At 58.1% G+C, this 25,210-nt stretch carries 23 protein-coding genes and 1 pseudogene; 12 read left to right on the top strand and 12 right to left on the bottom strand.

All coding sequences use genetic code 11. The annotated features are described in order from the left end of the window. Nucleotides 1–20: 20 nt before the first annotated feature. Nucleotides 21–701, top strand: a complete 681-nt coding sequence (locus ACR0NM_RS02440; RefSeq protein ID WP_480613060.1) for a GntR family transcriptional regulator — start codon at nucleotides 21–23, stop codon at nucleotides 699–701. Between the two features lie 35 nt (nucleotides 702–736). After that, nucleotides 737–1,048 (top strand): cupin domain-containing protein, encoded by a 312-nt coding sequence (locus tag ACR0NM_RS02445; RefSeq protein ID WP_170396125.1) that lies wholly within the window; start codon nucleotides 737–739, stop codon nucleotides 1,046–1,048. Between the two features lie 140 nt (nucleotides 1,049–1,188). On the opposite strand, the gene ACR0NM_RS02450 is transcribed toward ACR0NM_RS02445, so the two are convergent. Further along, nucleotides 1,189–2,826: a GMC family oxidoreductase gene (locus ACR0NM_RS02450; RefSeq protein WP_480561289.1), complete on the bottom strand. Its 1,638-nt coding sequence runs from the start codon at nucleotides 2,824–2,826 to the stop codon at nucleotides 1,189–1,191. Nucleotides 2,827–2,836: 10 nt separating this feature from the next. Next, the gene (locus tag ACR0NM_RS02455; protein WP_170396944.1) at nucleotides 2,837–3,865 is read right to left on the bottom strand and encodes a LacI family DNA-binding transcriptional regulator; all 1,029 of its coding nucleotides are present in this window, start codon (nucleotides 3,863–3,865) and stop codon (nucleotides 2,837–2,839) included. A gap of 247 nt (nucleotides 3,866–4,112) precedes the next feature. Here ACR0NM_RS02455 and ACR0NM_RS02460 point away from each other — a divergent pair, with 247 nt between their 5' ends. From ACR0NM_RS02460 to ACR0NM_RS02495, 8 genes are all read left to right on the top strand, one after another. Next, nucleotides 4,113–5,570 (top strand): aldehyde dehydrogenase family protein, encoded by a 1,458-nt coding sequence (locus tag ACR0NM_RS02460; protein ID WP_480613905.1) that lies wholly within the window; start codon nucleotides 4,113–4,115, stop codon nucleotides 5,568–5,570. 54 nt (nucleotides 5,571–5,624) lie between these two features. Then, nucleotides 5,625–6,599 (top strand): ABC transporter substrate-binding protein, encoded by a 975-nt coding sequence (locus ACR0NM_RS02465; protein WP_170635328.1) that lies wholly within the window; start codon nucleotides 5,625–5,627, stop codon nucleotides 6,597–6,599. Nucleotides 6,600–6,666: 67 nt separating this feature from the next. Then, nucleotides 6,667–8,202: a sugar ABC transporter ATP-binding protein gene (locus ACR0NM_RS02470; RefSeq protein ID WP_480613062.1), complete on the top strand. Its 1,536-nt coding sequence runs from the start codon at nucleotides 6,667–6,669 to the stop codon at nucleotides 8,200–8,202. Continuing rightward, a complete protein-coding gene (locus ACR0NM_RS02475; protein WP_170403552.1) occupies nucleotides 8,187–9,164 on the top strand; it encodes an ABC transporter permease in 978 nt (325 codons plus the stop codon). The genes ACR0NM_RS02470 and ACR0NM_RS02475 overlap by 16 nt, the downstream gene beginning before the upstream one ends. A 3-nt stretch (nucleotides 9,165–9,167) precedes the next feature. Further along, nucleotides 9,168–10,163 (top strand): ABC transporter permease, encoded by a 996-nt coding sequence (locus ACR0NM_RS02480; RefSeq protein WP_480613064.1) that lies wholly within the window; start codon nucleotides 9,168–9,170, stop codon nucleotides 10,161–10,163. Then, complete coding sequence (locus ACR0NM_RS02485) at nucleotides 10,163–11,263, top strand: mandelate racemase/muconate lactonizing enzyme family protein (RefSeq protein WP_480613066.1); 1,101 nt, start codon at nucleotides 10,163–10,165, stop codon at nucleotides 11,261–11,263. The genes ACR0NM_RS02480 and ACR0NM_RS02485 overlap by 1 nt, the downstream gene beginning before the upstream one ends. Beyond that, nucleotides 11,260–12,300: an alcohol dehydrogenase catalytic domain-containing protein gene (locus tag ACR0NM_RS02490; protein WP_170403544.1), complete on the top strand. Its 1,041-nt coding sequence runs from the start codon at nucleotides 11,260–11,262 to the stop codon at nucleotides 12,298–12,300. Before ACR0NM_RS02485 ends, ACR0NM_RS02490 begins: the two co-directional genes overlap by 4 nt. Beyond that, on the top strand, nucleotides 12,297–13,067 hold the full coding sequence (locus ACR0NM_RS02495; RefSeq protein WP_480613068.1) for an SDR family oxidoreductase: 771 nt from the start codon (nucleotides 12,297–12,299) through the stop codon (nucleotides 13,065–13,067). The genes ACR0NM_RS02490 and ACR0NM_RS02495 overlap by 4 nt, the downstream gene beginning before the upstream one ends. Nucleotides 13,068–13,097: 30 nt before the next feature. Here the strand turns inward: ACR0NM_RS02495 and ACR0NM_RS02500 are convergent, their stop codons facing one another. The 7 genes from ACR0NM_RS02500 to ACR0NM_RS02530 all read right to left on the bottom strand — a co-directional run bounded on the left by ACR0NM_RS02500 (nucleotide 13,098) and on the right by ACR0NM_RS02530 (nucleotide 19,861). Further along, on the bottom strand, nucleotides 13,098–13,517 hold the full coding sequence (locus ACR0NM_RS02500; RefSeq protein WP_170466261.1) for a secondary thiamine-phosphate synthase enzyme YjbQ: 420 nt from the start codon (nucleotides 13,515–13,517) through the stop codon (nucleotides 13,098–13,100). Between the two features lie 112 nt (nucleotides 13,518–13,629). Then, nucleotides 13,630–14,493, bottom strand: coding sequence for a sugar phosphate isomerase/epimerase family protein (locus ACR0NM_RS02505; RefSeq protein ID WP_480613070.1), 864 nt, complete (start codon nucleotides 14,491–14,493; stop codon nucleotides 13,630–13,632). An 11-nt stretch (nucleotides 14,494–14,504) separates the two neighbouring features. After that, nucleotides 14,505–15,395 (bottom strand): NAD(P)-dependent oxidoreductase, encoded by an 891-nt coding sequence (locus tag ACR0NM_RS02510; protein WP_480613072.1) that lies wholly within the window; start codon nucleotides 15,393–15,395, stop codon nucleotides 14,505–14,507. Between the two features lie 224 nt (nucleotides 15,396–15,619). Next, nucleotides 15,620–16,801: a mannonate dehydratase gene (uxuA, locus tag ACR0NM_RS02515; RefSeq protein WP_170403527.1), complete on the bottom strand. Its 1,182-nt coding sequence runs from the start codon at nucleotides 16,799–16,801 to the stop codon at nucleotides 15,620–15,622. Continuing rightward, nucleotides 16,798–17,850: a Gfo/Idh/MocA family protein gene (locus ACR0NM_RS02520; protein ID WP_480613074.1), complete on the bottom strand. Its 1,053-nt coding sequence runs from the start codon at nucleotides 17,848–17,850 to the stop codon at nucleotides 16,798–16,800. The genes uxuA and ACR0NM_RS02520 overlap by 4 nt, the downstream gene beginning before the upstream one ends. Continuing rightward, nucleotides 17,847–18,848, bottom strand: coding sequence for a Gfo/Idh/MocA family protein (locus ACR0NM_RS02525; RefSeq protein WP_480613076.1), 1,002 nt, complete (start codon nucleotides 18,846–18,848; stop codon nucleotides 17,847–17,849). Before ACR0NM_RS02525 ends, ACR0NM_RS02520 begins: the two co-directional genes overlap by 4 nt. Then, nucleotides 18,845–19,861 carry a Gfo/Idh/MocA family protein gene (locus ACR0NM_RS02530; protein ID WP_480613078.1) on the bottom strand — a complete coding sequence of 339 codons (1,017 nt, stop codon included), beginning with the start codon at nucleotides 19,859–19,861 and terminating at the stop codon, nucleotides 18,845–18,847. Before ACR0NM_RS02530 ends, ACR0NM_RS02525 begins: the two co-directional genes overlap by 4 nt. Before the next feature lie 123 nt (nucleotides 19,862–19,984). Between ACR0NM_RS02530 and uxaC the strand changes: the two genes are divergently transcribed. Further along, nucleotides 19,985–21,328: a glucuronate isomerase gene (gene uxaC / locus ACR0NM_RS02535; protein ID WP_480613907.1), complete on the top strand. Its 1,344-nt coding sequence runs from the start codon at nucleotides 19,985–19,987 to the stop codon at nucleotides 21,326–21,328. Continuing rightward, on the top strand, nucleotides 21,329–22,525 hold the full coding sequence (locus ACR0NM_RS02540; protein WP_480613080.1) for a mannitol dehydrogenase family protein: 1,197 nt from the start codon (nucleotides 21,329–21,331) through the stop codon (nucleotides 22,523–22,525). Here the strand turns inward: ACR0NM_RS02540 and ACR0NM_RS02545 are convergent. The 3 genes and pseudogenes from ACR0NM_RS02545 to ACR0NM_RS02555 all read right to left on the bottom strand — a co-directional run. After that, on the bottom strand, nucleotides 22,512–23,375 hold the full coding sequence (locus ACR0NM_RS02545) for a sugar kinase (protein WP_480613082.1): 864 nt from the start codon (nucleotides 23,373–23,375) through the stop codon (nucleotides 22,512–22,514). The genes ACR0NM_RS02540 and ACR0NM_RS02545 overlap by 14 nt on opposite strands. Next, a complete protein-coding gene (locus ACR0NM_RS02550; RefSeq protein WP_170396161.1) occupies nucleotides 23,372–24,253 on the bottom strand; it encodes a DMT family transporter in 882 nt (293 codons plus the stop codon). The genes ACR0NM_RS02545 and ACR0NM_RS02550 overlap by 4 nt, the downstream gene beginning before the upstream one ends. 3 nt (nucleotides 24,254–24,256) lie before the next feature. Beyond that, nucleotides 24,257–25,177 (bottom strand): annotated as a pseudogene (locus ACR0NM_RS02555) (NAD(P)-dependent oxidoreductase); the annotation flags it as partial. Nucleotides 25,178–25,210 lie beyond the last annotated feature (33 nt).

A 25,210-nucleotide genomic window follows, 5' to 3' on the forward strand; every position in this document is an offset into this window, starting at 1 on the left:
CGCGCAGAAAAAGGCAGGAAATGCAAAGTATTACGGATAAAATCGAGCGGCGCACCACCACTGACATCGTATATGAGAGTTTGTACGAGGCGATCGTTTCACTGGAAATTCTGCCGGGAACAAAACTGTCCGAAGCAGATATTGCAAAAAAGTTCGAAGTGTCGAGGCAGCCGGTCCGCGATGCTTTCAACAGGCTTGAGGCGCAGGATTTGCTGCTGATCCGACCACAGAAAGCCACGCGGGTACGTAGTTTTTCCATGGAACGGATCGGTCATGCGCGCTTTGTTCGCCTCTCGGTCGAGTTGGAAGTGGTGCGCGCTGCATGTCGGAACTGGAAGCCCGAATATTCGAAGCTGCTGGAGGACAATCTCAAGCAGCAGAAAGACGTCGTTTCAAGGAACGAAGCCGAGAAGTTCCATCAGCTCGACTATGACTTTCACCGGCTGATTTGTGAGTTGAGCGGCAACCCGCTGGCCTTCAACACGATTCAGGAATGCAAAAGAAAGATCGACCGCCTTTGCGTTCTAAGCCTTGGGCGCGAGAGCGAGGCCGACATTCTGGTTCGGGATCATGTTGAGCTGGTAAAAGCGCTGGCAGACCGCGACGAGGCGACTGCGACCGAGATGATACGCCGCCATCTGGGCCGCATCGACAAGACCATCGAGGAGGTTCACTCGAAACATGCCGAGTATTTCGAATAAATTGAACGCCGCCAACTGACTAAGGACCTCGCACTATGACCAAGAGCTATCCGATTGTATCACCTGCCTCAGGTGTCACGCGCCAGGTTTTGGCGGATAATGAAGACCTCATGATGGTTTCATTCCGGTTTGAAGAAGGTGCCGAAGGCGTGTTGCACGACCATCCGCATGTGCAATCGACATTTGTGCGGTCCGGGCGGTTCAACTTTGTCATCGGAGATCAGGAGCGAGCGTTGGAACCCGGTGACAGCCTGATTATTCCGTCCGGTGTAAGCCATGGTTGTGTTTGCCTGGCTGCCGGAGAGTTGATCGACTGCTTCACGCCCAGGCGGGACGATTTTCTGTAAGGCGTTTTCCGTCCGCGCCATGACCTTTGGCCACGTTCTGCGCATTGAGGCAGGGTAGTCTACTTTCGGTGGGTCGGGCAGGGCGACGCCATATTCTGCGTTAGAAATCGGATCAATGACGGGCGACGCCGCAGCTCAGGTTAGGAATTGCGTATCTCGCGGGCTGATCCGATGCCGAGGATCAGGTCGGCGCATCGTTCGCCCAGCATCATGGCAGGTGCGTTTGTGTTGCCGGCGTTGATGTCGGGCACGGCTGACATGTCGCACACCCGCAAGCTCTCGATCCCGCGCACGCGCATTCTGGCGTCCAGCACGGCCATTCCGTCGCCGTCCCGGCCCATTTTGGCAGTGCCCGCCGGGTGATAGTTGGTTTTTACGAATCGCTTGCAATGTGCTCGTAGCGTCTGGTCGTCGTCCGCTGTGGGAATGACGATTTCGCGAACCCTTTGAGCAAGCGGGCCCGACGTGAATGCCCGGCGAAAGAACCGCTGCCCCCGGATCATCTCTTGCATGTCGTCTTCATGCTTCAGAAGGTTGGGCGAGACCACTGGCATGGTGTGAGGATCGGCCGAGCGAAGCCGGACCTCTCCGCGTGATTTCGGTTTGACCACGACGGTCGTAACGGTCAGGCCAAAGTCATCCTGCACCTCGTCCAGAGCGTCGCGATCCAGATAAACAATTGGCACGCAAAAAGCTTGAATGGTTGGTTCTCCATCAGGAATCGACGGATTGACAAACGCGCCGGCTTCGACTCCGGCGGAAGTCACCGGTCCGCTGCCGAACAGTTTGAACTGGATGCCGTTGCGAAGCATCCGCCAGCCCTCACCTTGTTTGAAGTATCCGTAGGGACCGTTGGCAAAGGCGGTAATTGGAACTTCGGGGTGGTCGATCAGGTTCTGGCCAACCCCAGGCAATGGGCAGATCACGGGAATACCGTGATCGGCAAGATGTGCATCGGGTCCGATGCCTGATAGCATTAGGATTTTTGGCGTCACCAGAGCGCCCGCCGCAACGACAACTTCACCATCGCACCGGACCGTGTGGGCTCCGCGTTTGTCTCGGTACTGCACGCCGACGGCCTTATCGTTTTCGATGATGACTTTGCTGACCGTTGCGCCAAGCTGGATGGTCAAGTTCGGGTTCGTCTCGAGAGGGGCGAGAAACGCATAGGCAGACGAACTGCGCTTACCGGCGCGATTGGTGAACTGATAGAACCCGACACCGCGCTGCGTTGCGCCGTTAAAGTCCGTGTTGAATGGTTCGCCAAGGGCCTGCACCGACTGAACAAACCAACGTGACATGTCGTCGATATGCCCCGGATCCGAGACCTGCACCGGACCGTTGCTGCCATGCAGGTCATTGTGAAGCCTGTTATTGTCTTCCATTCTACGGAAGTAGGGCAGCACATCATCCCATCCCCAGCCGACCCCGTCGTTGGTCTGTCGTAGCAGGTCGTCCCACGCGTCATAATCAGAAGGGCGGCCGCGCATATAGACCTGGGCATTCACAGACGACCCGCCACCCAGCACGTTGGCCTGCGGAATGTCATGCACGCGACCGTCCAGGTGGTCCTGCGGTTCGGTCTGGTGGTAGGTCATGAACTTGGACCCGTTGATCATCTTGAAGATACCCGGCGGCATGTCCAGCAACGGATGGCGGTGCGAATGCCCGGCCTCCAGCACCAGAACCCTGCACTTGCCCTGGTTGACCAGTCGCGCTGCAGCGGCTGCGCCGGCAGAGCCGCCGCCGATGACGATATGATCGAAGGTTTCCGTCATGAGTTCGCCTTCAGGCCCGGCGTTTGGGTTCGCTGATCGAGTCGCGCTCCACCAGTTCGCATTCAAGCTTCACGAGAGGGTGTCGCTGACCATCCGTCGGACCGTGGAACAACTGTTCGATGACCCAGCGTCCCATCGCCCTAGTTGGAAGGATCATCGAGGTCAGGGGGGGCGACAGGTGTCGCGCGGTTTCGTCATCGTCAAATCCGATGACCGAGATGTCTTCGGGGATGGATAGGCCAAGTTCCTTGAGCGCCTCATAGCAGCCGATCGCCATTCGGTCATTCTGACAGAAAATGGCGGTTGGCGGAGAGGGCAGGTCCATCAATTCGCGCGTGGCAGCATAGCCTGCGCTGGGCAGCCAGTTGCCCTCGATGACCAAATCCTCGTCAAATGGGATGTCGGCGGAAGCAAGGGCGTTTCTGTACCCGGTCGTTCGCCCTGCGGCGCATTCCATGAACGGCTCACCGGTGATGGTGGCGATTCGTTTGTGCCCCGCCTTGATCAGGGCGTTGGTCGCCGTATGTCCAGCAGCGACTTCGCCGGGGATCACCGCAGGAAAAGAGAGGTCGTCGCAAAAGCAGTTCAGCAGCAGAACCGGGGTTGCGGTCTGCCTGAGTATTTCCGGAACGACCACCCGCCGGGTGAAAACGGTTGCGTAAATGATGCCCGCAACCTGTTGGTCGAGGAAATACCTAAGCGTTCTGGGTTCGACCTCGGGGTCGTTTTGGGTTTCTGCCAGCAATACAAGATTTCCCGTGTCCCGAACGGCCTGTTTCACGCCATTAAACGCGTTTACCATTTCGGGGCTCGACGCCAGATCGTCCACGACAAAAGCGATGGTGCCGTCTAACGCCGAGGGTCGAGGCGCGCTGTCCTGGGGTTTCCTGAGTTGAGAGGGCATGGCGTATCCAAGCGTGTTGGCGGCATCCAGGACTCTTTGCTTTGTGTCCTCGGAGATTTTGACGGAATCGTTCTTGTTTAGAACCAGCGATACTGTCGTCTGTGAGCACCCGGCGACGCGTGCAATATCATGCATCGTTATGCGCTGCCGGCCCGCGACTCGTCCCACGCCCCTGTGCTGCCCGGTCTTGTTCGCTTGATCGTTCATCGCTCAACCTTTTTGTTCGCTTCCTTTTTATCGACTATGCGGAGGACACGCAACTAATATTAGTGAATAGTAATTAATATTAGTGTTGACGAAATAATATTATTAGTGTTTTGATCGGCAGTGCGGTCGCCAATGTGGTCTGACCGAGCAAACGCGGGAGGCGAAATTGCGGTCTGTGGTGGGGGAGTTGGGTCAGGTGGTTCGGCATTCGATGTTCATCGATGGCCGCTTTACCGACTCTGACGCGGACACGGTTGGTGTCGAGAACCCTGCAAATGAAGAAATCGTTGCGCAAGTTCCAGATGGCGGTGCCGCTCATGCGGATGCGGCCGTCGAGGCGGCCCATCGTGCTTTTAGCTCGTGGTCCTCGCGTCCGGCGATCGAGCGGGCGCGACTGGTTCAGCGGTTGGCCGAAGCCATCCGGATTGACGCCGGGCGTCTGGCAGCCTTGATCACGGTCGAGCAGGGCAAGCCGATCACGCAGGCCCGAAGTGAAGTTGATGCCGCTGTTACCTTTCTTTGCCATGCGGCTGAAGAGGCCCGGAGGATTTCGGGTGACATAGTGGCATCGGACAACAAGTCCGAGGAAATCCAGATCCGGCGTCATCCTTATGGCGTTGTTGTTGCGTTGACGGCCTGGAACTATCCGCTGGCATTGGCCGCCAGGAAAGTCGGGCCTGCGCTGGTCGCGGGCAATACTGTTGTTCTGTTGGGGCACGAAATCACGCCGCTGTCCGGTCTCGCGATCGCCGAGCTTGCCGAAAAGGTCGGGTTTCCGGCCGGTGTTCTGAATGTTCTGACAGGCAAGGGGCCGGTGGTAGGGCAGCGGTTGGTCGAACACCCCGATACCTCACTGATCACAATGACCGGCAGCACACGAGCCGGTAAAGAGATTTTTCGCGCCGCGGCCGACCGGATCAAGGTTGTCCGGCTCGAGCTTGGCGGCAAGGCTCCGTTCATCGTGATGGAGGATGCGGATATTGACGCTGCTGTTTCGGCCGCCATTGCCGCCCGGTTTGCCAATTGCGGCCAGATTTGCACCTGCAACGAGCGTATGTATCTACATCGCGGCATTGCGGATCAGTTTCTTGAAAAATTCGTGTCTGCGGCCCGCGCTTTGTCGATCGGGGATCCGATGGAGGACTGCGATCTGGGTCCCAAAGTCAGCAAGGCCGAGGTGTCCAAGGTCGACGAAATCATTAAGCGCAGCATCACGGAAGGTGCCACGGTCCATCTGGAAGGCGGGCCCCTGTTGGACAGCGCGCACCGCAAAGGACACTGGATGTCCCCGACGGTTCTCGAGGTCTCCGACAACGGCAATGCCGCGATGCAAGAGGAGGTATTTGGCCCTGTGGCGACAGCCATGCGAGTCGATGATTTTGATCAGGCGATAGACGTAGCGAATGACACATCATTCGGGCTGTCTGCCTATCTCTTTACGGCATCGCACCGGCGATTGATGGAGGCCCCGAGCCGTTTGAAGTTCGGCGAATTGTACCTGAACCGCTCCAATGGTGAGGCCGTACAGGGATTTCACACCGGTTGGGGTTTATCCGGGGTTGGGGGCGAAGACGGCGCATATGGCTTCGATGGCTATCTGAGGAAACAGACGACTTACATGAATTGGGCATGACCTAAAACTCGCGGTCAAAACGGAGGCGACCGCACCAATGGAGGAGGAATAACCATGAAACGCAGAACTCTTTTGATCTCGACGGTTGTCGCGGGTGCGCTGTTGGGCACGACTGCGATAGCGCAGGATCTGCCACCGCTTGAGCAGAAAGATCGCTACAAGGTCGGCTTTGCGCAGATGGAGTCGAACAATCCGTGGCGCATTGCCGAGACAAAATCATTCCATGATACGGCCGAGGCCTGCGGCTGGGACCTTATCGCGACGGATGCAGCCGGATCTGCGGCAAAGCAGGTTGCGGATGTGGACAGCATGATCGCCCAAGGCATCGACGTTCTGTTCCTGCCCCCGCGGGAAGAAAAGCCGTTGATCCCAGCCGTTATGAAGGCCCGTGCAGCGGGAATCCCGACCTTTTTGGTGGACCGCTCGGTTGATCCGGCCGTTGCCAAGCCGGGCGAGCATTTTGTGGCGTTCCTTGGGTCGGATTTCATTGATCAAGGCAACCGGGCCGCACAGTGGCTGATGGAGAATTTCGACGGCGACAATGGCGTCATCGTCCAGTTGGAGGGCACGACTGGTTCTTCACCTGCAAATGACCGCAAAAAAGGTTTCGACGACGCGATTGCAGCGGATGACCGCTTTGAGATCGTGGCTTCTCAGACCGGTGACTTTGCGCGCGACCTGGGTCGTCAGGTGATGGAAACCCTGCTGCAGGCGCACCCCGATGTGAACGTGGTCTACGCCCACAATGACGAGATGGCGATCGGTGCGATCCAGGCTCTGGAACTGGCCGGCCGCAAGCCCGGCGAGGACGTGACCATCGTTTCGATCGACGGGACACGCGATGCACTTCAGGCTATTATCGATGGCAAGATGGGGGTGACGGTGGAAAGCTCGCCCTTCTTCGGCCCTCTGGCTTGTGAAGTCATGAATAAATACGCAGCTGGCGAGACGATCCCGGAATGGGTGAAAGTCGAAGATCGCATCTTTACCAAGGACAATGCGGCCGATCACATCGACGAAGCCTATTGATTCTCCCTGGTGGGTGGTGCTGGCCTGTGGTCGGCGCCGCCTGCAAGCAATCGGAGGAAGACATCTCATGAATGCGCTCGTCTCGATGTCGGGAATTGAAAAGTCGTTTGCCGGCGTACCGGCACTTAGCCAGGCCAACCTGGAAATCGCGCCCGGCGAGGTTCATGCGCTGATCGGCCAGAACGGTGCCGGAAAATCGACGATGATCAAGGTTCTGACCGGAGTTTACGATCGGGATGCCGGCGACGTTCATCTGGCGGGTGTGCCGAGCCGCATCTCCACTCCGCGCGAAGCGCAGGAATCCGGAATTGCCACCATCTATCAAGAGCTCAACCTGGTACCGCTGCGGTCAGTGACTGAAAACATCATCATGGGGTACGAGCCCAAACGTCTCGGCTTTCTGGTCGACTGGCGCGAGGGCAACAGGCGCGCACGCGAGGTGCTTACGCGCTTTGGCATAGATATCGACGTGACCGAGCCGCTAGGAAATTTCTCGACAGCGATCCAGCAGTTGGTTGCAATTGCGCGGGCTGTTTCGCTGGATGCGAAACTTGTCATCATGGACGAACCTACGTCGTCGCTGGATGCCAGCGAAGTCGAGGTGCTGTTCGGTGTTGTGCGCGAGTTGAAGAAACAGGGCGTGTCTGTTCTTTATGTTTCGCATTTCATCGATGAGCTGTTCCAAATATGCGATCGAGTCACAACGATGCGAGATGGGCGCACCGTCAGCACGCGTAACGTCCAGGACACGACCAAACTGGAAATGATCGCGGACATGCTGGGCCGCAACAAGGATGAGATCGCGGCAGAAGGTTTGACGGACTTCGCAGGTGCCAAGGCCAAGAAAGGCGATATCGTTTTGCGGGCGGACTCTGTTTCAACAGGCCCGCGGCTGACGCATTTCGACCTCACGCTCCACCGCGGGGAAATCGTTGGGCTGGGCGGATTGCTGGGCTCTGGCCGGACCGAGGCGGCGCGCGCTTTGTTCGGAGTGGACGGGAAACGCAGCGGCGCAATCGAGTTGCATGGCACGGTCGGTCAACCGTCCGGACCGGGTGACGCGATCGCAAACGGCGTCGGCTTTCTGACCGAAGATCGCAAGGCCGAAGGGATCGTTCCAGACATGTCCGTGCGCGAGAACATGACGCTGGCCCTGCTGCCGAAACTGGCCAGCCGTGGTCAAATCGACTTTGCCCGCGAGCGCGAGATCGTTCAGGCCTTTATCGACGATCTGGGCATCAAGGCGGCGCATATGGACCAGCCCATTCGCGAATTGTCCGGCGGCAACCAGCAAAAGGTGTTGCTTGCCCGTTGGCTGGCGACGCAGCCCGACATCCTGATACTCGACGAGCCGACCCGAGGCGTGGATGTTGGCGCCAAGCGAGAGATCCAATCGTTCATTCGGTCTTATGTCGAGAAGGGGTTTGGTGTCGTCCTCATTAGTTCGGAATTCGAAGAACTGGTGGAAGGCGCTGACCGCATCGTTGTCATGCACGAGGGACGCTCGGTCAAGGAACTGACCAACCCCGGGGTCACCGAGAACATACTGGTGCGCGCGCTTGCGCATCATGAAGAAGGAACTGGTTCATGGACCGCGCAATGAAGTTGCCGCAACGGGTCGCATCAATGCCCTTCCGCTTTCACGGCGGCATCGCCGCGTTGGTCGCCCTATTAGTATTCAACGCGTTTTTCACACCTAATTTCCTGCAACTGCAAACCCTGTTCGTAAATATCAGCCAGGTCGCTACGATCGCCATCGTGGCCATGGGGATGACGCTGGTAATCGCCACGGGTGGGATCGATCTGTCGGTTGGGGCGGTCATGGCGCTGGCGGGGGCGCTTGCTCCGCTGATCTTTCTGTCGGATCTGGGCGCTGCCAATCCGATGCTAGGCGTCACTTTGGCCATTGTCCTGCCGCTGTTCATTGCGGGGCTATGCGGGGTATTCAACGGCGTGATGGTTGCCGTGTTGAACGTGCAGCCCATCGTTGCGACGCTCATTCTCTTCATCTCTGGTCGCGGTATTGCCCAAGTCTTGACGAACGGGAACCTGCAGACGTTTTCAAACCCTTCATTCAGTTATCTTGGAACTGGTAAAGTGCTTGGTTTGCCGTTCCAGGGCTGGCTGGCGCTGGCCATTGCCTGTGTGCTGTTTTGGGTGATCACCAGAACCACATGGGGCCGTTACCTGTTGGCCATAGGGGGCAATGAACGTGCGGCCTATCTGTCGGGTGGTCCCGTCCGACGGGTCAAGATCGGGGCCTATGTCATCTGCGCGGTGCTTGCGGGCCTAGCCGGTTTGATCGTGGTTGCAATCAACTCGGCCTCGGACGCCGCGCGCAACGGCAATCTGATGGAGCTTGATGCCATCGCGGCCGCGGTTGTTGGCGGGGCTCTTTTGCAAGGCGGGCGAGCGCCGATCTTTGGTGCCATACTGGGTGCCGTCATCATCCAGTTGGTCAAATATACATTGTTGGCCAACGGGGTAGAGGACGAAGTTGCACTGATCGCCAAGGCCGTCATCATTATCCTGGCCGTTTGGGTCCAGCAGTTTCGGAGGGTTTAATCGATGTTGGATGAAACGGCTTTTGACCTGCGAAAATACCTTCGACGTAATTCGGCCTCGGTGACGGTGTGGATCGCACTGCTGGCTTTGATTCTGTTCGGGCTGATGCGCTATGACAACTTTGGCAGCGCCTACAATTTCTCGTCTTTCCTGAATTACAACGCGATGTTCATCGCGATTGCGCTGGGCATGTGTTTTGTGATCATGACCGGCGGGATTGATCTGTCGGTCGGATCCGTGGCGGCGTTTACCTCGGTTGTTGCGGCCTATCTCAGCCCGTATGGGATTCAGGTTGCGTTGCCGGGGGCCGTTCTTGCCGGGGTTGGTTTCGGGGCGATCAACGCCTTTTGCATAATCATCCTTCGGATCCCGCCCTTCATCGCCACGCTGGCCACCATGCTGGCCGCAAAAGGCGGCGCATTGGTGATTTCGGGCGCCCAGACAATTTCGGTCGATTGGGGGTCGAACTTCACCAAGCTTGGCATGGGGCAGGCCTTTGGTCTGTTTCCATGGGCGATCGTCATCGTGGCCGGACTGACTCTGGCACTTTGGCTGGTGCTGGAAAGAACAACCATCGGGCGGACCGTCTTGGCGATCGGTGGCAGCGAGGATGCCTCGAACCTCATGGGTCTGAAGGTCAATCGCGCCAAGGCTTTTGTCTACCTGCTGTCGGGTGGCTGTGCGGGGCTAGCTGGAGTCTTTCTGGCCTCGGGTTTTGGAGCTGGGCAACCCCTTGAAGGCATCGGATGGGAATTGTCAGCCATCGCTTCTGTGGTTGTAGGCGGCACTTTGTTGACGGGTGGGATGGGATCGATCCCTGCGACGGTCGCTGGCGCGCTGTTGCTGGGGCTGGTCTTCAACGTTCTAAACTTTGAAAACGGTCAGGGCACCATTAGTTTCAGTGCCTATTGGCAAATGGTCATACGTGGAGGCTTTCTATTTGCGGTCACCCTTCTACAGTCTCGGGTTATTGCCAGGCAGCAGAAGGTCTTAGGTTAATGAATCGCATAGAAAGTGTATCAGCGCGGCTGTTCAACGTTCCGCTCGCCGAAGTCCTAGTCGATGCCAAACATGGGGATCACACGTTTTTTCAATTGATCACTGTCACCATTCAAACCTCGGATGGGGTCGAGGGGGTCGGGTATACCTATACCGGGGGCAAGGGTGGCCATGCCATCTTGGCGATGATCCAGCATGACCTGGCACCGTTCCTTGTTGGACAAGACGCCGAACAGATCGAAAGCCTGTACGATACCATGCAGTGGCACGTGCACTACGTCGCACGGGGCGGGATCGCCTCGTTTGCCATCTCGGCCGTAGATATTGCACTGTGGGATATTCGCGGCAGAACGCAGAATGCGCCTTTGTGGCAGATGGCCGGTGGAGCGTCGAAAAGGTGCAAGGCCTATGCCGGCGGGATCGACCTGAATTTCTCGTTGGAGAAACTGCTGCGTCAGACCGAAGGGTACCTTGCGCGTGGGTTCAACGCAGTCAAGATCAAGGTCGGTCAACCAGACCTGGCCGACGATCTTGCACGTGCCCGGGCGGTGCGCGAGATGCTGGGGCCGGACCGGTTCTTCATGGTCGATGCGAATTACTCTATGAGTGTCGAACAGGCCATCGTCGCTGCCAGAGGGTTCGCCGACTGCGATATCCTGTGGTTCGAGGAACCGACAATTCCAGACGACTACAAAGGTTATGGCCGAATTGTCGAAGCGACGGGCGTTCCCCTTGCCATGGGTGAAAACCTGCACACCATACACGAATTTGAATACGCCTTTGATGACGCGAAACTGAGTTTTATCCAGCCCGATGCCTCAAACTGCGGTGGAATCACCGGCTGGCTGCGCGTGGCCGCGCTAAGCGCACAGCACGGCATTCCGGTTTGCAGTCATGGGATGCAGGAGCTGCACGTCAGCCTTGTTTCTGCGCAACCCAACGCAGGCTGGCTAGAAGTACACTCATTCCCGATAGACCAGTACACGACCCGTCCACTAGTTGTCGAAGACTGTCTGGCCGTGGCCCCGGATACCCCGGGAACCGGAGTGGAATTCGACTGGGACAAATTGAATGCGGAACACAAGGAGATGCATAGATGACGACCCAGACGATCACTGCCGCATACTACAGGGGCGATAAGAGCTTTGCAGTAGAGCAAGCCCAAGCGACAGATCCGGGTCCCGGCGAGGCTGCCATTCGTGTTGCCTATTGTGGGATTTGTGGGACGGATATGCACGTCTACCACGGCAACATGGATGCCCGCGTCGGCCTGAACCGGGTTATTGGGCATGAGATGTCAGGTGTGGTCGAAGCGGTGGGCGAGGGCGTCGATACGGTCGAACCCGGCCAGAAGGTCGTTGTCCGACCGCTTGATCACTGCGGAGAATGCCCAGCTTGCAAGCGGGGGCATCAGCATATCTGTCAGAATCTCAAGTTTCTCGGCCTCGACACCGATGGCGCGATGCAAGAGATCTGGACTGTTCCGGCCCACACGTTGCACGTTCTGCCGGATGACTTGCGCATGGATCACGCGGCGCTGATCGAGCCGGTTGCCGTTGCCTGCCACGATGTGCGGCTGTCTGACCTGCAACCTGGAGAGGACGTTGTCGTTATCGGCGGCGGCCCGATTGGCATCCTGGTTGCCATGGTTGCGCGGGACGCGGGTGGAAATGTCGTGATTTCCGAAGTGAATCCGAACCGTCTTGCGATTGCTGAAAAACTTGGCTTTGACACGATCAACCCAATCGAAACCGATCTGGTGTCCACAATCAACGCGCGCACGGGCGACAAAGGGGCAGATGTGGTTTTCGAGGTGTCAGGAACGCAGCCCGGTGTCGATGCAATGACCGCCGTTGCCGCGACTCGGGCCCGGATCGTAATGGTCGCGATCCATGCTCAAAAGCCCCAGATCGACCTGTTCCAGTTCTTCTGGCGAGAGCTGCGACTGATCGGTGCTCGGGTCTATGAGCCAGAGGATTACGAGAAAGCCATTGCAGTTGTCGCCTCGGGCGGAGTGGACGCGGATGTTGTGATCACGGACGTCAGCCCTCTGGCAGACATCCAGGCCGCGTTCGAAGCACTGGATCGCAGCCCAACCGCAATGAAAAGCCTGATCGAAGTAGGACCGCGTTCATGAGTGTTTTGCAAAGTTTCGACCTGACGGGAAAGACGGCCCTTGTGACCGGGTGCAAACGCGGTATCGGGCGCGGTATGGCCGAAGCATTGGCATCGGCCGGAGCCAATATCATCGGAGTGTCCGCCTCGCTCGAGCTGTCTGGCTCGGATGTCGAAAAAGCCGTGACGGCGATGGGACGCAATTTCCGGGCCTACCAATGCGACTTTTCGGATCGCGCCGCGCTGCATGGGTTCATTGATCAGTTGAGAGCCGACGGACAAACCCCTGATATACTTGTCAACAATGCCGGCACGATCAAACGCAAACCCGCCGCCGAACACCCGGACGACTGGTGGGACGAAGTGATGGAGGTGAACCTGTCCTCGCAGTTCGTTCTGTCACGCGAGATCGGCAGGGACATGCTGGCGCGCGGCTCGGGGAAGATCATCTTCACTGCATCGCTGCTGACATTTCAGGGTGGCATCACCGTTCCGGGCTATGCGGCCTCGAAAGGCGGGATTGGACAGCTGACCAAAGCCTTGGCCAACGAATGGGCCGGGCAGGGCGTAAACGTGAATGCGATCGCGCCTGGCTACATCGCGACCGACAACACCCAAGCCCTGCGGGATGATCCGGTCCGGTCGAAGTCGATCCTGGAACGAACACCCCAAGGCCGTTGGGGTACGCCTGTTGATTTTGCCGGACCGGTGGTCTTTCTGGCCTCTGCTGCGTCGGACTTCGTCAACGGTGAAATCCTTGTAGTCGACGGGGGCTGGATGGGGCGTTAGCACTGCCAACGCTCCATGTGATCCAAGGCATCACGTCCCGATGTAGTGCACCTTCAATCGGCGTGCCTTGGGTGCTTCCCGATGTTCGAACAGGTACAGGCTTTGTACGCGACCCAGCGGAAGCTGCCCCTGTTCGACCGGGATCGATACCTGAGTTTGCGTCAACAGCGCCCGCAGATGCGATGGAGCGTTGTCGTCCTCGGTCGGGCGGTGGTGATACTTGCCTGGTGACTTGGGCACGAGTTTCTCGAAGAACGTCTCGATATCCTTGAGCACTTCGGGATCGGCATTGGCCTGCACCAACAGCGCGGCACCGGTGTGGACGCACCAAAGGGTCAGCAGGCCCGAGACAAATTCGTGTTCGGACACTGCACGCTGAACGATCCCGCTGATGTCGATGAGGGATTTGCCCGGCGTTTCAATGGACAGGTCAAAAAACTCTTGCTTCATCCAGCAGGCCCTTTCCTTGATTTCACGCGATCGCGACCAGTCTCGTATACCCCATTCGGCATTCAGCTGCGGGGCTCAAATATCTGATTTATAGGGTATATTGACTGTAAGTTCATGCAAACAGGCTTTTGAACCTGTCCACACACAGACGAAAACCATCTTCGAAATTCCCGTTGCCGGGGTGATAAACACTCTCGAAGGAAATGACGCCATCATAGGCGTCGGATCTGAGCGCGTCCGCGATGGGTTGGAACAAAGGCGCAAGCTGACCTTCCCCCATGCGGCGCACTTCCAGCGTTGCCCGTGGCGTGTCGACCTTCACGTCCTTGATGTGAATGTGACCCAGATAGCCGCCGCGCAGTTCTTCATAACCGTCCGGATATGCCAGTTCATGGCACCAGCAGTTGTTTCCGGGGTCCCACAGCACTTTCAAAGAGTCTTTCGCGTCCAACTCGTCAATCAGCTTGCGGGCTGTATAGTTGGAATTGACCAGCGTGCCGTTTCCGGTTTCCACGACAAGCGTCACGCCCTCAGCTCTTGCCAGTTCAACCGCCGGCGCGATCAGCGGCGGCATCGAGTCCCATACCCCATGCGCTACGTTCCACTTCTCGGCGCCGTTTTTTCCCCACAGTATCTGCTCTTTTCGTTGCGTCATGATCCGAACCAGCGGAGACCCAACAACATGCGCCATGTCGATTACGCGTTTCAAGGCGTCCATATGCCGAGTGTGGAGGTCGTCGCCGGGCCTATTGGCAGCTGTCATCCCCGCAAAGATATGGCGCGACAGACATGACACAGGCTTGCCCCGGTCGCGCAAAAGCGCGTCGATCTCGGCAACTTCCTGCGGGGAATGATCCCCGACCTCCGCATCGCCAACGAATTGAAGCTCTGCATAGTCCAGACCGAATTCGTCCATCACGTCAACGGCATGCAGCAAATCGCGGGAAATGCCGTCGCAAATTACACCCAATTTCATGTCCGGACCCCTCAGCGATGCAATTCTGCGTCAACGATTTCTTCAATGACGCGAGTACACACCCAGTTGTCGCCATTCGGGTATTTAGTTTTTCCTGCGTGAAAGATCTGCATTGCGGATGACGCTGTGTGCATGGGAACGCCCAATGCACCGGCGAGTGCCAGCGAGATCGTCAGGTCCTTATGCATGGTTGCGATATGGCTGCCGGTGGCCTCGAACTTGCGATCAATGATGTTTTCAAGGGCGGAATTCACGACGCCGCACCCCGCGCTGGATGAGGAGAACACATCAAGCAATGCCTGACCGCTGACACCGGCTTTGGCCGCCAGGGCCGCAGCCTCGAATGTGGCGGAAAAGATCGATCCGATCAGGGATTGCAGGCAGGCTTTCACGGTTTGCCCGTCGCCAGCGTTTTCTCCGACTCGATGAATTGTTGCAGACACTGCCTGCATGACTTCGGCGTTTCGGTCCAGCACATCCGCAGCACCGGCAGCCATCATCGTCAATGTGCCGTTCTGCGCGCCGGGAAACCCACCTGAGACCGGCGTGTCGATCAGATGTATGCCTGAGCCTTCCATATCCTGCCCGATGGCGCGGGCTTCGGCCGGGGTAATGGTCGCCGATAGGATGACCGTTCCGACTTTGGCCATGTTCGCAACCAGCCCGTTTTCACCCAGAATGACATCGCGGGCCTGATCTCCGTTCATTACCATGACAAACACACTGGCGGCGTGTTGACCGACCTGTCCCACGCTGTCCTTGGGCTGGCCGCCCATGTCAGCAAATGCCGTCAAGCGCGTCTCGCTCAGGTCGAAACCTGATGTTTCAAAGCCATTCTTGATCAGGTTCTTGGCAAGGCCGCTGCCCATGTCGCCAAGACCTATTACGCCTGCAGTTTTCATTTAGACTCCTCCCGATATTTCGCCATTGCCGTATGGCAGACGTTTCGAAAAATGATGCCCAATCGCATCGGTTTTCGCGGGAGTTTCACGCGTCTTGTACAGACGTCGGGCGAGTCCGGAAGACACCCCGCTGCCCGTTTACGTATAGCAATTAAACGAAGAATGCGGCGCTCAGGCAAGCATAGAAGTGTTGCGGGCGAAAAGAAACCGCCTGATCCGACGCGTTACGAGAACGCCGCCATGATGCCGCGCAGTTCCGCAAGCCCGCGCATACGCCCGATCAACGGATAGCCGGGAGTACTGTGTCCGCCCAGATCGCTCAGCAGTTCTTGTCCGTGGTCGGGCCGCATCGGAATTTGCCAGTCGCGACGCCCTTGGGATTTGCGGCGGCGCTGTTCGTTCATCAGTTCGCGAATTGTGCCGACCATGTCGGTGTCGCCCTCCAGATGCGAGGCCTCAAAGAAGTCCGGCTTCTGGCTGTCTGACCCGGCGATGCGTTGGGTATTCCGCAGATGGACAAAGTGAATTCGGTCGCCATGCCTGCGCACGAAGTCCGGCCCATCAAATTCGGGAGACACTCCCAGCGATCCGGTACACAACGTTGCGCCGTTCGCCAACAAATCAACCGCATCCAGAACGGCGCCGTAGTCATCGGTACTGGACATGATCCGCGGCAGACCAAGCAACGAGAACGGCGGATCATCTGGATGACAGCACAAGCGTAGTTCCAGTTCTTGGGCGACTGGGGCGACTTCTGACAGGAAGTCGATCAGGTTTGCGCGAAGCCGGTCACGGTCGATATGTGCATAGGTCTGCAACAAAGCGCGCACGTCCTGCACGCTCCACTGATCGTTGGCGCCGGGCAACCCCGCAGTGACATTGTGTTGCAACTGGGCCTTGGATTCATCCGACATGCGCAAGAAGCGATCCTTGGCCGTTTGCTGGACGACGCTGGAATAGTCTTCGGACGCGCCCGGACGTTCAAGAATATGTATGTCGAAAGCAGCAAAATCGGTCAGGTCGAACAGCATGGCCGTTCCGCCGTGCGGCTGCGGTGCGCGAAGGGCGGTGCGCGTCCAATCCAGGATTGGCATGAAGTTGTAGCAAACGATTTTGATGCCACGGGCGGACAGGGACCTGAGGCTGGACTTATACGCCTGCAGATGTTCAGCCATGTCTGCGGACTGTGTTTTGATCGCCTCGGAAACGGGCAGGCTTTCGACAACGTCCCAACTGTACCCGGCAGTAGCCAGAACTGCTTGCCGATCGGCGATGCTTGGTTCGTCCCAGGGCTGTCCCGGCGGGATGTGATGCAGCGCGGTGACGATGCCCTGAACCCCGACTTGATGGAGAGCGGCAAGGGCGATCGGATCATCGGGTCCGAACCAACGCCAGCATTGTTTCATGGCAGCCATCCTTCATACAGCGGGTGATCGGACCTGATGGGAAGAGCAACGCGCTGCCCGGTGCGCGCCGCGTGATAAATCGCTGTCACAAGGCCGATGGATGCAGCGCCATCCTTCAGCGTAACGGCCGAATTTGCCTCGGACCGCAGCGCCCTGCCGACTTCGGTAAAGAACCCTTCGAACCCCGTAGGCTCGGCAGCGGAGGCTGCAAGGGCGTCGTCGATAGCGGCTTGGTCCACCGGGTCCCGCGCGACGAATGTCCAGGGCGTTTGACCCGGGGCATAGGGTTCCGTGCCAGAGGTGGCGGTCACCTTTTCAAAGACGAACCGCAGGCGGGTTTCGTCCGTGGCGGCGCCCAGGGTGATATTGCTTGTACACAAAGCTCCGGAAGTCATGCCAAAGCAGATCGCGGCGCAGTCTTCGGTCTCGATCGGGTTGACCCGCGTTGTGGCCATTGCAGACACCCAGGCGATATCACCCGCGATATGAGCCAGCAGATCATGGTTGTGGATGGCATGGCCCAGCACTGCGCCGCCGCGTTCACCAGCCCATGTTCCCCGCCACGGCACAGCGTAATAGTCTGCCCCGCGGGACCAATGGGTCTCAAGCGCGGCAGTTTGGACCGCTCCGGTCAGGCCTGCGCGTTGCAGGTGGCGCAGTTGGGCCAGTGACGGCCCCCACCGGTATTGAAACACCGGAAACACCTGCTTGCCCGCGCTGCGTGTGGCTGCCGTGATCCGATCCACATCTTGCATCGAGGTCGCAAGAGGCTTTTCGCAGACAACGTGTTTTCCTGCGGCCAGTGCTGCAAGGGTGGTCGGTACATGCAGATGGGGCGGCAGGCAGATGTCGATGACATCAAACGCCGGATCATCAAGAGCGTCCTGAATGTTGGTTAGTGCTCGAAAATCCGAGTTCTGCCGTATCTGTTCGATCCGGTCCGTATTCTGGTCGACCACGGCGGCTACGCGAAAGGTGCGGTCAAGCCGTTCCAGAGCGTCCAGATGTTGCGCACCGATACCTGCGCCAAGGATCGCAACGTTGATCATCTGCGTTCCGCCGCTTCCTGCGCGTGCAGTGCCAGTTCCATGACCGTAAAGCAGTGGGTCTGTGTCATCGCGGTTTCGGTCCGGTTGCGGATGTCATCGGCCAGGCGCGCGAAGTAGGGAAGGCCGGCGTCGGCTGCGTCGATCTTTTGGCAGGTTTCACCATTGACGAGGATCAGATGGTCTGTCCCTGAGGCCCCACCCACATCGACGTATTTCCGCAACTCGATATATCCTTCGGTTCCGAGGATCGTCAGACGACCATCCCCCCAGTTTGGCAAGGCATCCGGCGTGAACCAGTCAACTCGGATGTACCCAGTGCCATTCTTGCTGCGCAGATTGAGCTCTCCGAAATCCTGCAATCCGGGATCGTTGGGGTTTGCGTAGTTCGCCACGTAAGCGTTCGTGATTTCTGCGGTTTTCGAACCTGTGTAATGCAAGAACTGTTCGATTTGATGCGAGGCGATGTCGGTCAGAATGCCGCCATAGCGGTCACGCTGAAAAAACCAATCCGGCCGGGTTGCCCGGTTCAATCGGTGCGGGCCAAGCCCAACCGTCTGGATCACGCGCCCGATGGCACCGGACTCGACCAACTCGGTCGCCCGGGTGCTGACGGGCGTTTCAAATCGTTCGGAAAAATTCACCGACCAGATTCGACCGGTGTCGGCGACCGCTCGCTTGATCTGGTCGAGTTGCTCGAACGTCGTACAGCCCGGCTTGTCGCTCATGACATCCATGCCGTTTTGCATGGCGCGGATCGTCAACGCGGCCCTATCTGCCGGTATTGCCGAAATCAGCGCCAGATCCGCCCCACTGGTTAGGGCGTCTTCCAGTCGGGCCAGCCGCGGAATATCGGGAAACCTTTTGACGTAGCCCGGTAGCGTTTCCGGATCGCCTTGTGTCCAGTAGCCAACGCAGTCCACGCCGATTTTACGCATGTTTTCCGTCATGCCATAGATATGGCGGTGGTCCAGGCCAAGGGCGACGCAGGTCAGGCTCATGAGATGACTCGTGTTTTCTGGCCGGTTCGATTGGCGATCTGCATCGCGTCTATGACGGCGTGGGTCAAAAGGGCACTGCGTCCGGTGGCCATGGGCAGCGTGCCATCGGCAACAGCCTTGGCGAAATCCTCGATGACCGCCTGATGCCAAGCATGGGTGAACGCCATGGGATCGGCCCCTCCGCCTGTGGCGGACGTTTCGCCAACCGTGGATTTATGACCATCGAAAGTCGTTAAGGTCAGGACACCTGACTCCAAATGCGCTTTGGCGCGTGTGCCTTGGATGGTAATGGACTCAGCGGCCCCGGGATATTCGGCAGTAGTCGCCATCATAGTGCCCACGGCGCCTCTATCCGTTTCAAAGACTGCACCTGCCCAATCCTCAGCTTCGAGATCGTGTAACGGAGTTTTTCTCATCATGGCTTGAATGTCCGAGATCGGCCCCAGCAGCCACATCGCAAGGTCAAGCGTGTGGATTGCCTGCGAGATCATGACACCGCCTCCGTCGCGCGCATAAGTGCCGCGACCCGGCTCGTCATAGTAGCTCTGATCGCGCCACCAAGGGACACGGATCTCCACCGTGGCGATCGCGCCCAGCTCACCCTGTTCAATGGCTGATTTCAGCGCCTGCGAGGCGGCGCGGGCGCGGTGCTGAAAGACGATGCCCAGCGGCACACCGGATACCTCGCACTGCTCGACGATGGCCGTCGCGGCGCCCAGCGTTCTCTCGATGGGCTTTTCCATCAGGATCGGTTTCGAAGCGCTCGAAAGAACCCGAACCAACTCTGAGCGCTGATCGGGCGGTGTTGCGATGATCGCAAAGTCGACGTTTGGGTCGTCTGCGATTTCCTCGATCGAGCCGAATGCGCGGGCGCCGTTTCGCCGCGCGAACCCAGCTGCTTTTTCAGAGTTGCGCCCGAGGACGCCGGCAAGACTGAGGCCTTGATCCGATGCTTGAATGGCAGCGACATGCGTGCCCGAAACCATCCCCAAACCAATCAGCGCAATATTCATTCATTCCCCCGGATCACACGGTCAGTCTGCGGGTTCGAACGGGAAAGATGCAACCATTAAAAACTGTGTTAACAATTGCGGGCAGCAGTATCGGAGGCAGAATTGACTGGCAATTTGAATGGCATGGCAGAAAACCTGTACTTGGGCATCAAGGACCTGCCAATCGTGTCTCCGCATGGTCACTGCGATCCGGGGTGGTTTGCAACCGATGAGCCGTTTCCCAACCCGGCAGAGCTGCTTGTGGTTCCCGACCATTACGTGTTCCGTATGCTCTATTCGCAGGGCGTTCCTTTGTCCGAACTTGGCGTTGGGGAAGAGGGGCGAAAGAAGGATCCCCGCGCCGTTTTTCGCACCTTTGCCGAACACTGGCATCTGTTTCTGGGAACGCCATCCCGGATCTGGATGAGCTACGTGCTGCACGAAACGCTGGGCGTGTCTGAGGCGTTGTCTTCTCGCACGGCTGACCTGATTTATGATGAGATCTCAGAAAAGCTGACGCGTCCCGAATTTCGCCCGAGGGCTTTGTTCGACAGGTTTGGGATCGAGGTTCTGGCCACCACAGATTCGGCTCTCGACAGCCTGGCTGAGCATCAGGAGATTCGAACAAGCGGTTGGGGCGGGCGGGTTGTTCCGACGTTCCGCCCAGACGGGGTTTTGGATGGGGCGGACCCGGAGTTCGTACAGAACCTGAACAAGTTGGCCGAGCTGACAGGCTGCGATCTGGACAGCTATGATGGCTACCTCAACGCGCTGCGAATGCGGCGGGCTTATTTCAACCAGTTGGGATGTACTGCCACCGACCACGGTATCGAACGCGTACAGACCGAGTGGCTGGACGACTCGGAAGCGCTGTACCAGCGGCTGAGACGGCGGGAAGGTACCGAACAGGATGCTCGCCGGTTCTATGGGCATATGCTGATCGAAATGGCGCAGATGTCTGTCGATGATGGCCTGACAATGCAGATACATGCTGGCAGCAAGCGCAACACGAACCACGCGGTACTGCGGGACTTCGGACGGGACAAGGGGGCCGACATTCCAATCGCGATGGATTGGGCCACGGGCCTTGAGGCGCTGTTGAACCGGGTCGGTAACTCGGCGGAACTGCGCATCATTCTGTTCACACTGGACGAAAGCACCTATGCCCGCGAACTGGCCCCGATGGCGGGACATTGGCCGTGCCTTAGGATCGGGCCGCCTTGGTGGTTCCACGACAGCCCAGCCGGGATTGCGCGGTATTTCGATCAGGTCGTTGAAACGGCCGGATATTACAATCTGGCCGGATTCAATGACGACACGCGGGCTTTCCTGTCCATTCCTGCACGTCACGACCTGTGGCGAAGGGGTGTGGCGATTCATCTGGCCGAGCAGGTTGCGCGCGGCTATTTCGATCGGGACAGTGCCGAGCATCTGGCGCGATTGCTGGCGGTCGATCTGGCGAAACAAGTTTACGGGTTGCAAAGGTAAATGGATACAATTCTTCATTTCGGCCTTGGAAACTTTGCCCGGGCGCATTTGCTGGATTACACGGATCAAGCGGGCGGATGGGACGTTGTCGGCGTCAGCCTGCGTTCATCCTCGGTTCGGGATGGATTGGCCCGACAGGGTTTCGAGTACGATTTGTGCGTACAGGGGCAGGGAGTCCGGCGCATCAAAGCTCTGCGTGACGTTCTGGTCGCGCCCAAGGATCGCGCAGAGATATTCGATGTGATGGCGGATGCCGAGATCATTTCGGCAACCGTAACCGAGAAAGGTTATCACTTGGACGCCGCGGGCAAGCTGAACCTTCAGGACCCGGCGATTGCCGCCGATCTGGCAGGGCAAGAGCCTGCGACGCTGATCGGGTTTTTAGCTTATGGCCTTGCGGAACGGCGCAAGCCAGTAACGGTACTAAGTTGTGACAATCGCATGGAAAACGGCAAGACGCTCGAAACGGCAGTTGCCGATTTTGCGGAAGCAGCCGGTCTGGACGTGAATTGGGACTCTGTTCGCTTTCCCAACGCGATGGTCGACCGGATCACCCCGGCTACCACGGACGCCGTTCGCGCAATCAGCGGCGATCCTATGGCTGTTCCGACCGAGGCGTTCTCGGAGTGGGTGATCGAAGACAGTTTCTCCGGTCCGCACCCGGATTGGCCGGGAGTGCAACTGGTCGATGACGTAGCCCCGCACGAGATGCGAAAGCTGCGCATGTTGAACGGTGCCCATTCCCTGTTGGCTTATGCCGGGTTGGAGCGGGGCATGACCTACGTCCACGAAGCGGTTCGAGACCCGGTTTTGCGCCCGCTGGTTTCTGAGTTGATGAAGGATGCGGGCGCAACGCTGCCCGCTGCACTGCAAGCACAGGTTCCGGATTATGCCGAGGCTTTGTTGCGCCGCTTTGAAAACCCCGAGCTGGCGCATCGTCTGGACCAAATCGCGATGGATGGCAGCCAGAAGCTGCCGTATCGGTTTGTTCCCACACTCCGTGAGACCGGCTCTCAGGCGGTGATTGCAGGGATGCGGGCCTGGATCTCCTATTGCGTGTCCGAGATCGCAAAGGGCAGGGCGCTGAACGATCCTTGCGCGTCGGAAATTGCCAAGGCCGTCAAGCAGCCGGACCCGGTAGCGCTGCTTTTGGGTCTCGTTGGCGCTGAGGATCTCGCGCCACTTATCCGGGAATGATCGCGCCGCGGAACTGAACAACGGTGGAAGCCAAATTGTGTCCAGCCATCAGGGCGTCGGCCTGTGATTTCCCCATCAGCAAGGCCGCGAGGTACCCACCGTTGAAACTGTCGCCCGCCGCTGTCGTATCCAGCACGTTTTCGGCAGGTTCATAGGTTTGGTCAGCGTTCTGCCCGATGGATAAAGGGCCATTCTCTCCGCGTTTCAACGCACCGACACCGTGATGATCGGCAAAGCGTGCAGCCACCTGGTCCGCGCTTTCCCCGAACAATGCCATCTCGTCGTCAATGGACGGCAGGGCAATGTCTGCACGTTGCCAAAGCCGTTGGTTAATCTGCCGAGCGTGTTGGACGCTGTCCCAAAGACGCGGACGAAAGTTGCTGTCATATACCAACCGAACGGAAGAGCCTTCGAGCCAGTCCAGAAGCGCAAGCCTGACTGCATGCGGAAGAATGGCCACGGAAATCCCTGACAAGTACAGCACGTCGTAACCGTTCAGCGGGCTGAAGTCGTGATCGGCAAAAAGCTGACGGGCGGCCGCCTCGCTGCGCCAATAGGTAAAGCTGCGTTCACCGTCCGCAGATGTCGTGATCGCGTATAGTCCCGGAGAGGCGTCCGGAATGATACGGATGCCGGATGTTCCGATGCCATGACTGGCGATGAAGTCCACGATACGCCTTGAGAACGGATCGTCGCCTAGACATGTCACATACTCCACCTGCAGGTCAGGCGCGGCACGGTGCATGTAGATGGCCGTGTTCAGCGTATCCCCCGCGACGCCCACCTTCGCGCCGGTTTCCAGCATGGACAATTCGATCATTGCTTCGCCGATGCAGGCAATTCGCGTCATTTCTTTTCTCTTTTCCAGATGATGAGACCGGCAGCCATGATCAGCGCAGCCCCCGCCAACGTGAATGCGTCCGGTACTGTGTCAAAGAACAGATAACCCCAGATTGCCACGTAGATTAGGAACGAATAGGTGAATGGCATCAACTGGTTCGCCGTTCCAAACCGATGCGCGTTCGTCAGCAGCTGATGCCCGCACCAGCCAAACACACCAAGGCCGATCAGTACAATCAGGCTCCACGTGTTTTCTGGCTGGACCCAAAACCAGATGGCGAACGGCAACAGGACCACCGTACCGGTAAGCCCGAGGTAGAATTGCATAGTGTCCACGGCAACGACCCCGGACAGCCTGCGCGTCATGATCGAGTACAAGGCCAAAGCGGTGGCATTATATACGATCAGCAGCATGGTCGGATGAAAGGCCGAACCAAACGGCCGTACGACAACCAACACCCCCAGAAAGCCCAGGATGATAGCCGCCCAACGCCATGGGCCCACGCTTTCTTTCAATACAAAGACGGACAGAAAGCACACGATGACCGGGCTTGAGAACATGATTGCCGACACAACGGTCAGCGGCAAAAACCGTAGGGCATAAAAATTGAAAACGGTCGCCGAGATCAGCAGCAAGGCCCGGCTTATCACCTGCCATGGATGGTCAGTCTTGAACCGACCGGCCTCTATCCCGCCCTTGGCGATCACGCCCACTGAGATCACAAAGTGCCCCGCATAGCGCATGAACGCCAACTGAAATGCTGGCACTCCGGCCAACGCCAACCACTTGGCCCCAAGGTCAACCAACGAAAAGAACAGCCACGCCATCAGCATCAGCACAATGCCAAGGCGCGGCAGGTCAGCGGTGGGGTTGGCGGAGACGGCCATCGATCAAGTGTTGAAACGCTTAACGTAGTAGTCAACCATCTGGCTTACCATGTCATCCGCCTGACCGTGGTCGCGGGCGTCATTCAGCGCCGAAAGCGCGCCCTGCGACATCACGCTGGTAACGCCCGCCTCGCGCGCCATTCGGTCATAATACCCGAGGTCTTTTGCCGCGTTCTTGATGGCAAAGGCCAGCTGATTTGGGTCGCTCTCAACGCCATAGGCTTTGACGAAATCCATCATTCCGGAATGCAGCGGCCCTGCGGCCATCACATCATACAGCTGCTTGCGGTCAACACCGGTGATGTCAGCCATGGCAAAGGCTTCGGCCATCGCGTTCGCAACGGTCATTCCGAAGAAGTTGTTGATCAGCTTGATCGTGTGCCCGGACCCAACGGGGCCAAGGTAAAAAACGTTTTCGCCCAAATCTTTCAGTGTCGGCTCGGCCTTGTCAAAGGCAGCCTTGTCGCCAGACGTCATAATGTTGAGCTTGCCTTCTAGCGCGTGTGAAGGTGTCCGGCCAAGCGGTGCATCAAGATAGCTTCCGTCGGCTGCGGCAACCTCCTCGGCTAAGGCGCGTGTGCTGCCAGGAAGCGAGGTGCCAAAGTCGATGACAATCGCGCCGGACTTCAATCCCGCAATCACTCCATCTGCACCGTGCATTCGGCTCTCGACCTGTTCGGAGGTGCCCATGCACAGCATCACGATGTCGCTGGCCTGAGCCAGTTCTTGGGCGTTTCGCATCTCGCGGGCGCCTCGGTCAATCGCGGCGTCCAGGTACGTGCGGTCGCGGTTTCCCAATACAGCGACCGAATATCCTTGGTCCAACAGTCGGCTCACCATGGCTCCGCCCATTAATCCCAAGCCGATAAACCCGATTGATGGTTTGCTCATTGGTTTCCCTTTCCGTGAATGTGTCTGGTTTTTGTTCTTGTGTTTGTTGCGGGCGGCTTTGCTTTT

It is taken from the genome of Ruegeria sp. AF2 (genome assembly GCF_056542025.1).

Excerpts from the sequence above, each read along its gene's own strand:
- uxaC (WP_480613907.1), top strand. The coding sequence starts at position 19,985 with ATGGCAGAAAACCTGTACTTGGGCATCAAGGACCTGCCAATCGTGTCT.
- ACR0NM_RS02510 (WP_480613072.1), bottom strand. The coding sequence starts at position 15,395 with ATGAAAACTGCAGGCGTAATAGGTCTTGGCGACATGGGCAGCGGCCTT.
- ACR0NM_RS02445 (WP_170396125.1), top strand. The coding sequence starts at position 737 with ATGACCAAGAGCTATCCGATTGTATCACCTGCCTCAGGTGTCACGCGC.
- ACR0NM_RS02475 (WP_170403552.1), top strand. The coding sequence starts at position 8,187 with ATGGACCGCGCAATGAAGTTGCCGCAACGGGTCGCATCAATGCCCTTC.
- ACR0NM_RS02525 (WP_480613076.1), bottom strand. The coding sequence starts at position 18,848 with ATGAGCCTGACCTGCGTCGCCCTTGGCCTGGACCACCGCCATATCTAT.
- ACR0NM_RS02440 (WP_480613060.1), top strand. The coding sequence starts at position 21 with ATGCAAAGTATTACGGATAAAATCGAGCGGCGCACCACCACTGACATC.
- ACR0NM_RS02485 (WP_480613066.1), top strand. The coding sequence starts at position 10,163 with ATGAATCGCATAGAAAGTGTATCAGCGCGGCTGTTCAACGTTCCGCTC.
- ACR0NM_RS02465 (WP_170635328.1), top strand. The coding sequence starts at position 5,625 with ATGAAACGCAGAACTCTTTTGATCTCGACGGTTGTCGCGGGTGCGCTG.
- ACR0NM_RS02540 (WP_480613080.1), top strand. The coding sequence starts at position 21,329 with ATGGATACAATTCTTCATTTCGGCCTTGGAAACTTTGCCCGGGCGCAT.
- ACR0NM_RS02480 (WP_480613064.1), top strand. The coding sequence starts at position 9,168 with ATGTTGGATGAAACGGCTTTTGACCTGCGAAAATACCTTCGACGTAAT.
- ACR0NM_RS02550 (WP_170396161.1), bottom strand. The coding sequence starts at position 24,253 with ATGGCCGTCTCCGCCAACCCCACCGCTGACCTGCCGCGCCTTGGCATT.
- ACR0NM_RS02450 (WP_480561289.1), bottom strand. The coding sequence starts at position 2,826 with ATGACGGAAACCTTCGATCATATCGTCATCGGCGGCGGCTCTGCCGGC.
- ACR0NM_RS02505 (WP_480613070.1), bottom strand. The coding sequence starts at position 14,493 with ATGAAATTGGGTGTAATTTGCGACGGCATTTCCCGCGATTTGCTGCAT.
- ACR0NM_RS02545 (WP_480613082.1), bottom strand. The coding sequence starts at position 23,375 with ATGACGCGAATTGCCTGCATCGGCGAAGCAATGATCGAATTGTCCATG.
- ACR0NM_RS02500 (WP_170466261.1), bottom strand. The coding sequence starts at position 13,517 with ATGAAGCAAGAGTTTTTTGACCTGTCCATTGAAACGCCGGGCAAATCC.
- ACR0NM_RS02490 (WP_170403544.1), top strand. The coding sequence starts at position 11,260 with ATGACGACCCAGACGATCACTGCCGCATACTACAGGGGCGATAAGAGC.
- ACR0NM_RS02530 (WP_480613078.1), bottom strand. The coding sequence starts at position 19,861 with ATGAATATTGCGCTGATTGGTTTGGGGATGGTTTCGGGCACGCATGTC.
- uxuA (WP_170403527.1), bottom strand. The coding sequence starts at position 16,801 with ATGAAACAATGCTGGCGTTGGTTCGGACCCGATGATCCGATCGCCCTT.
- ACR0NM_RS02495 (WP_480613068.1), top strand. The coding sequence starts at position 12,297 with ATGAGTGTTTTGCAAAGTTTCGACCTGACGGGAAAGACGGCCCTTGTG.
- ACR0NM_RS02470 (WP_480613062.1), top strand. The coding sequence starts at position 6,667 with ATGAATGCGCTCGTCTCGATGTCGGGAATTGAAAAGTCGTTTGCCGGC.
- ACR0NM_RS02520 (WP_480613074.1), bottom strand. The coding sequence starts at position 17,850 with ATGATCAACGTTGCGATCCTTGGCGCAGGTATCGGTGCGCAACATCTG.
- ACR0NM_RS02455 (WP_170396944.1), bottom strand. The coding sequence starts at position 3,865 with ATGCATGATATTGCACGCGTCGCCGGGTGCTCACAGACGACAGTATCG.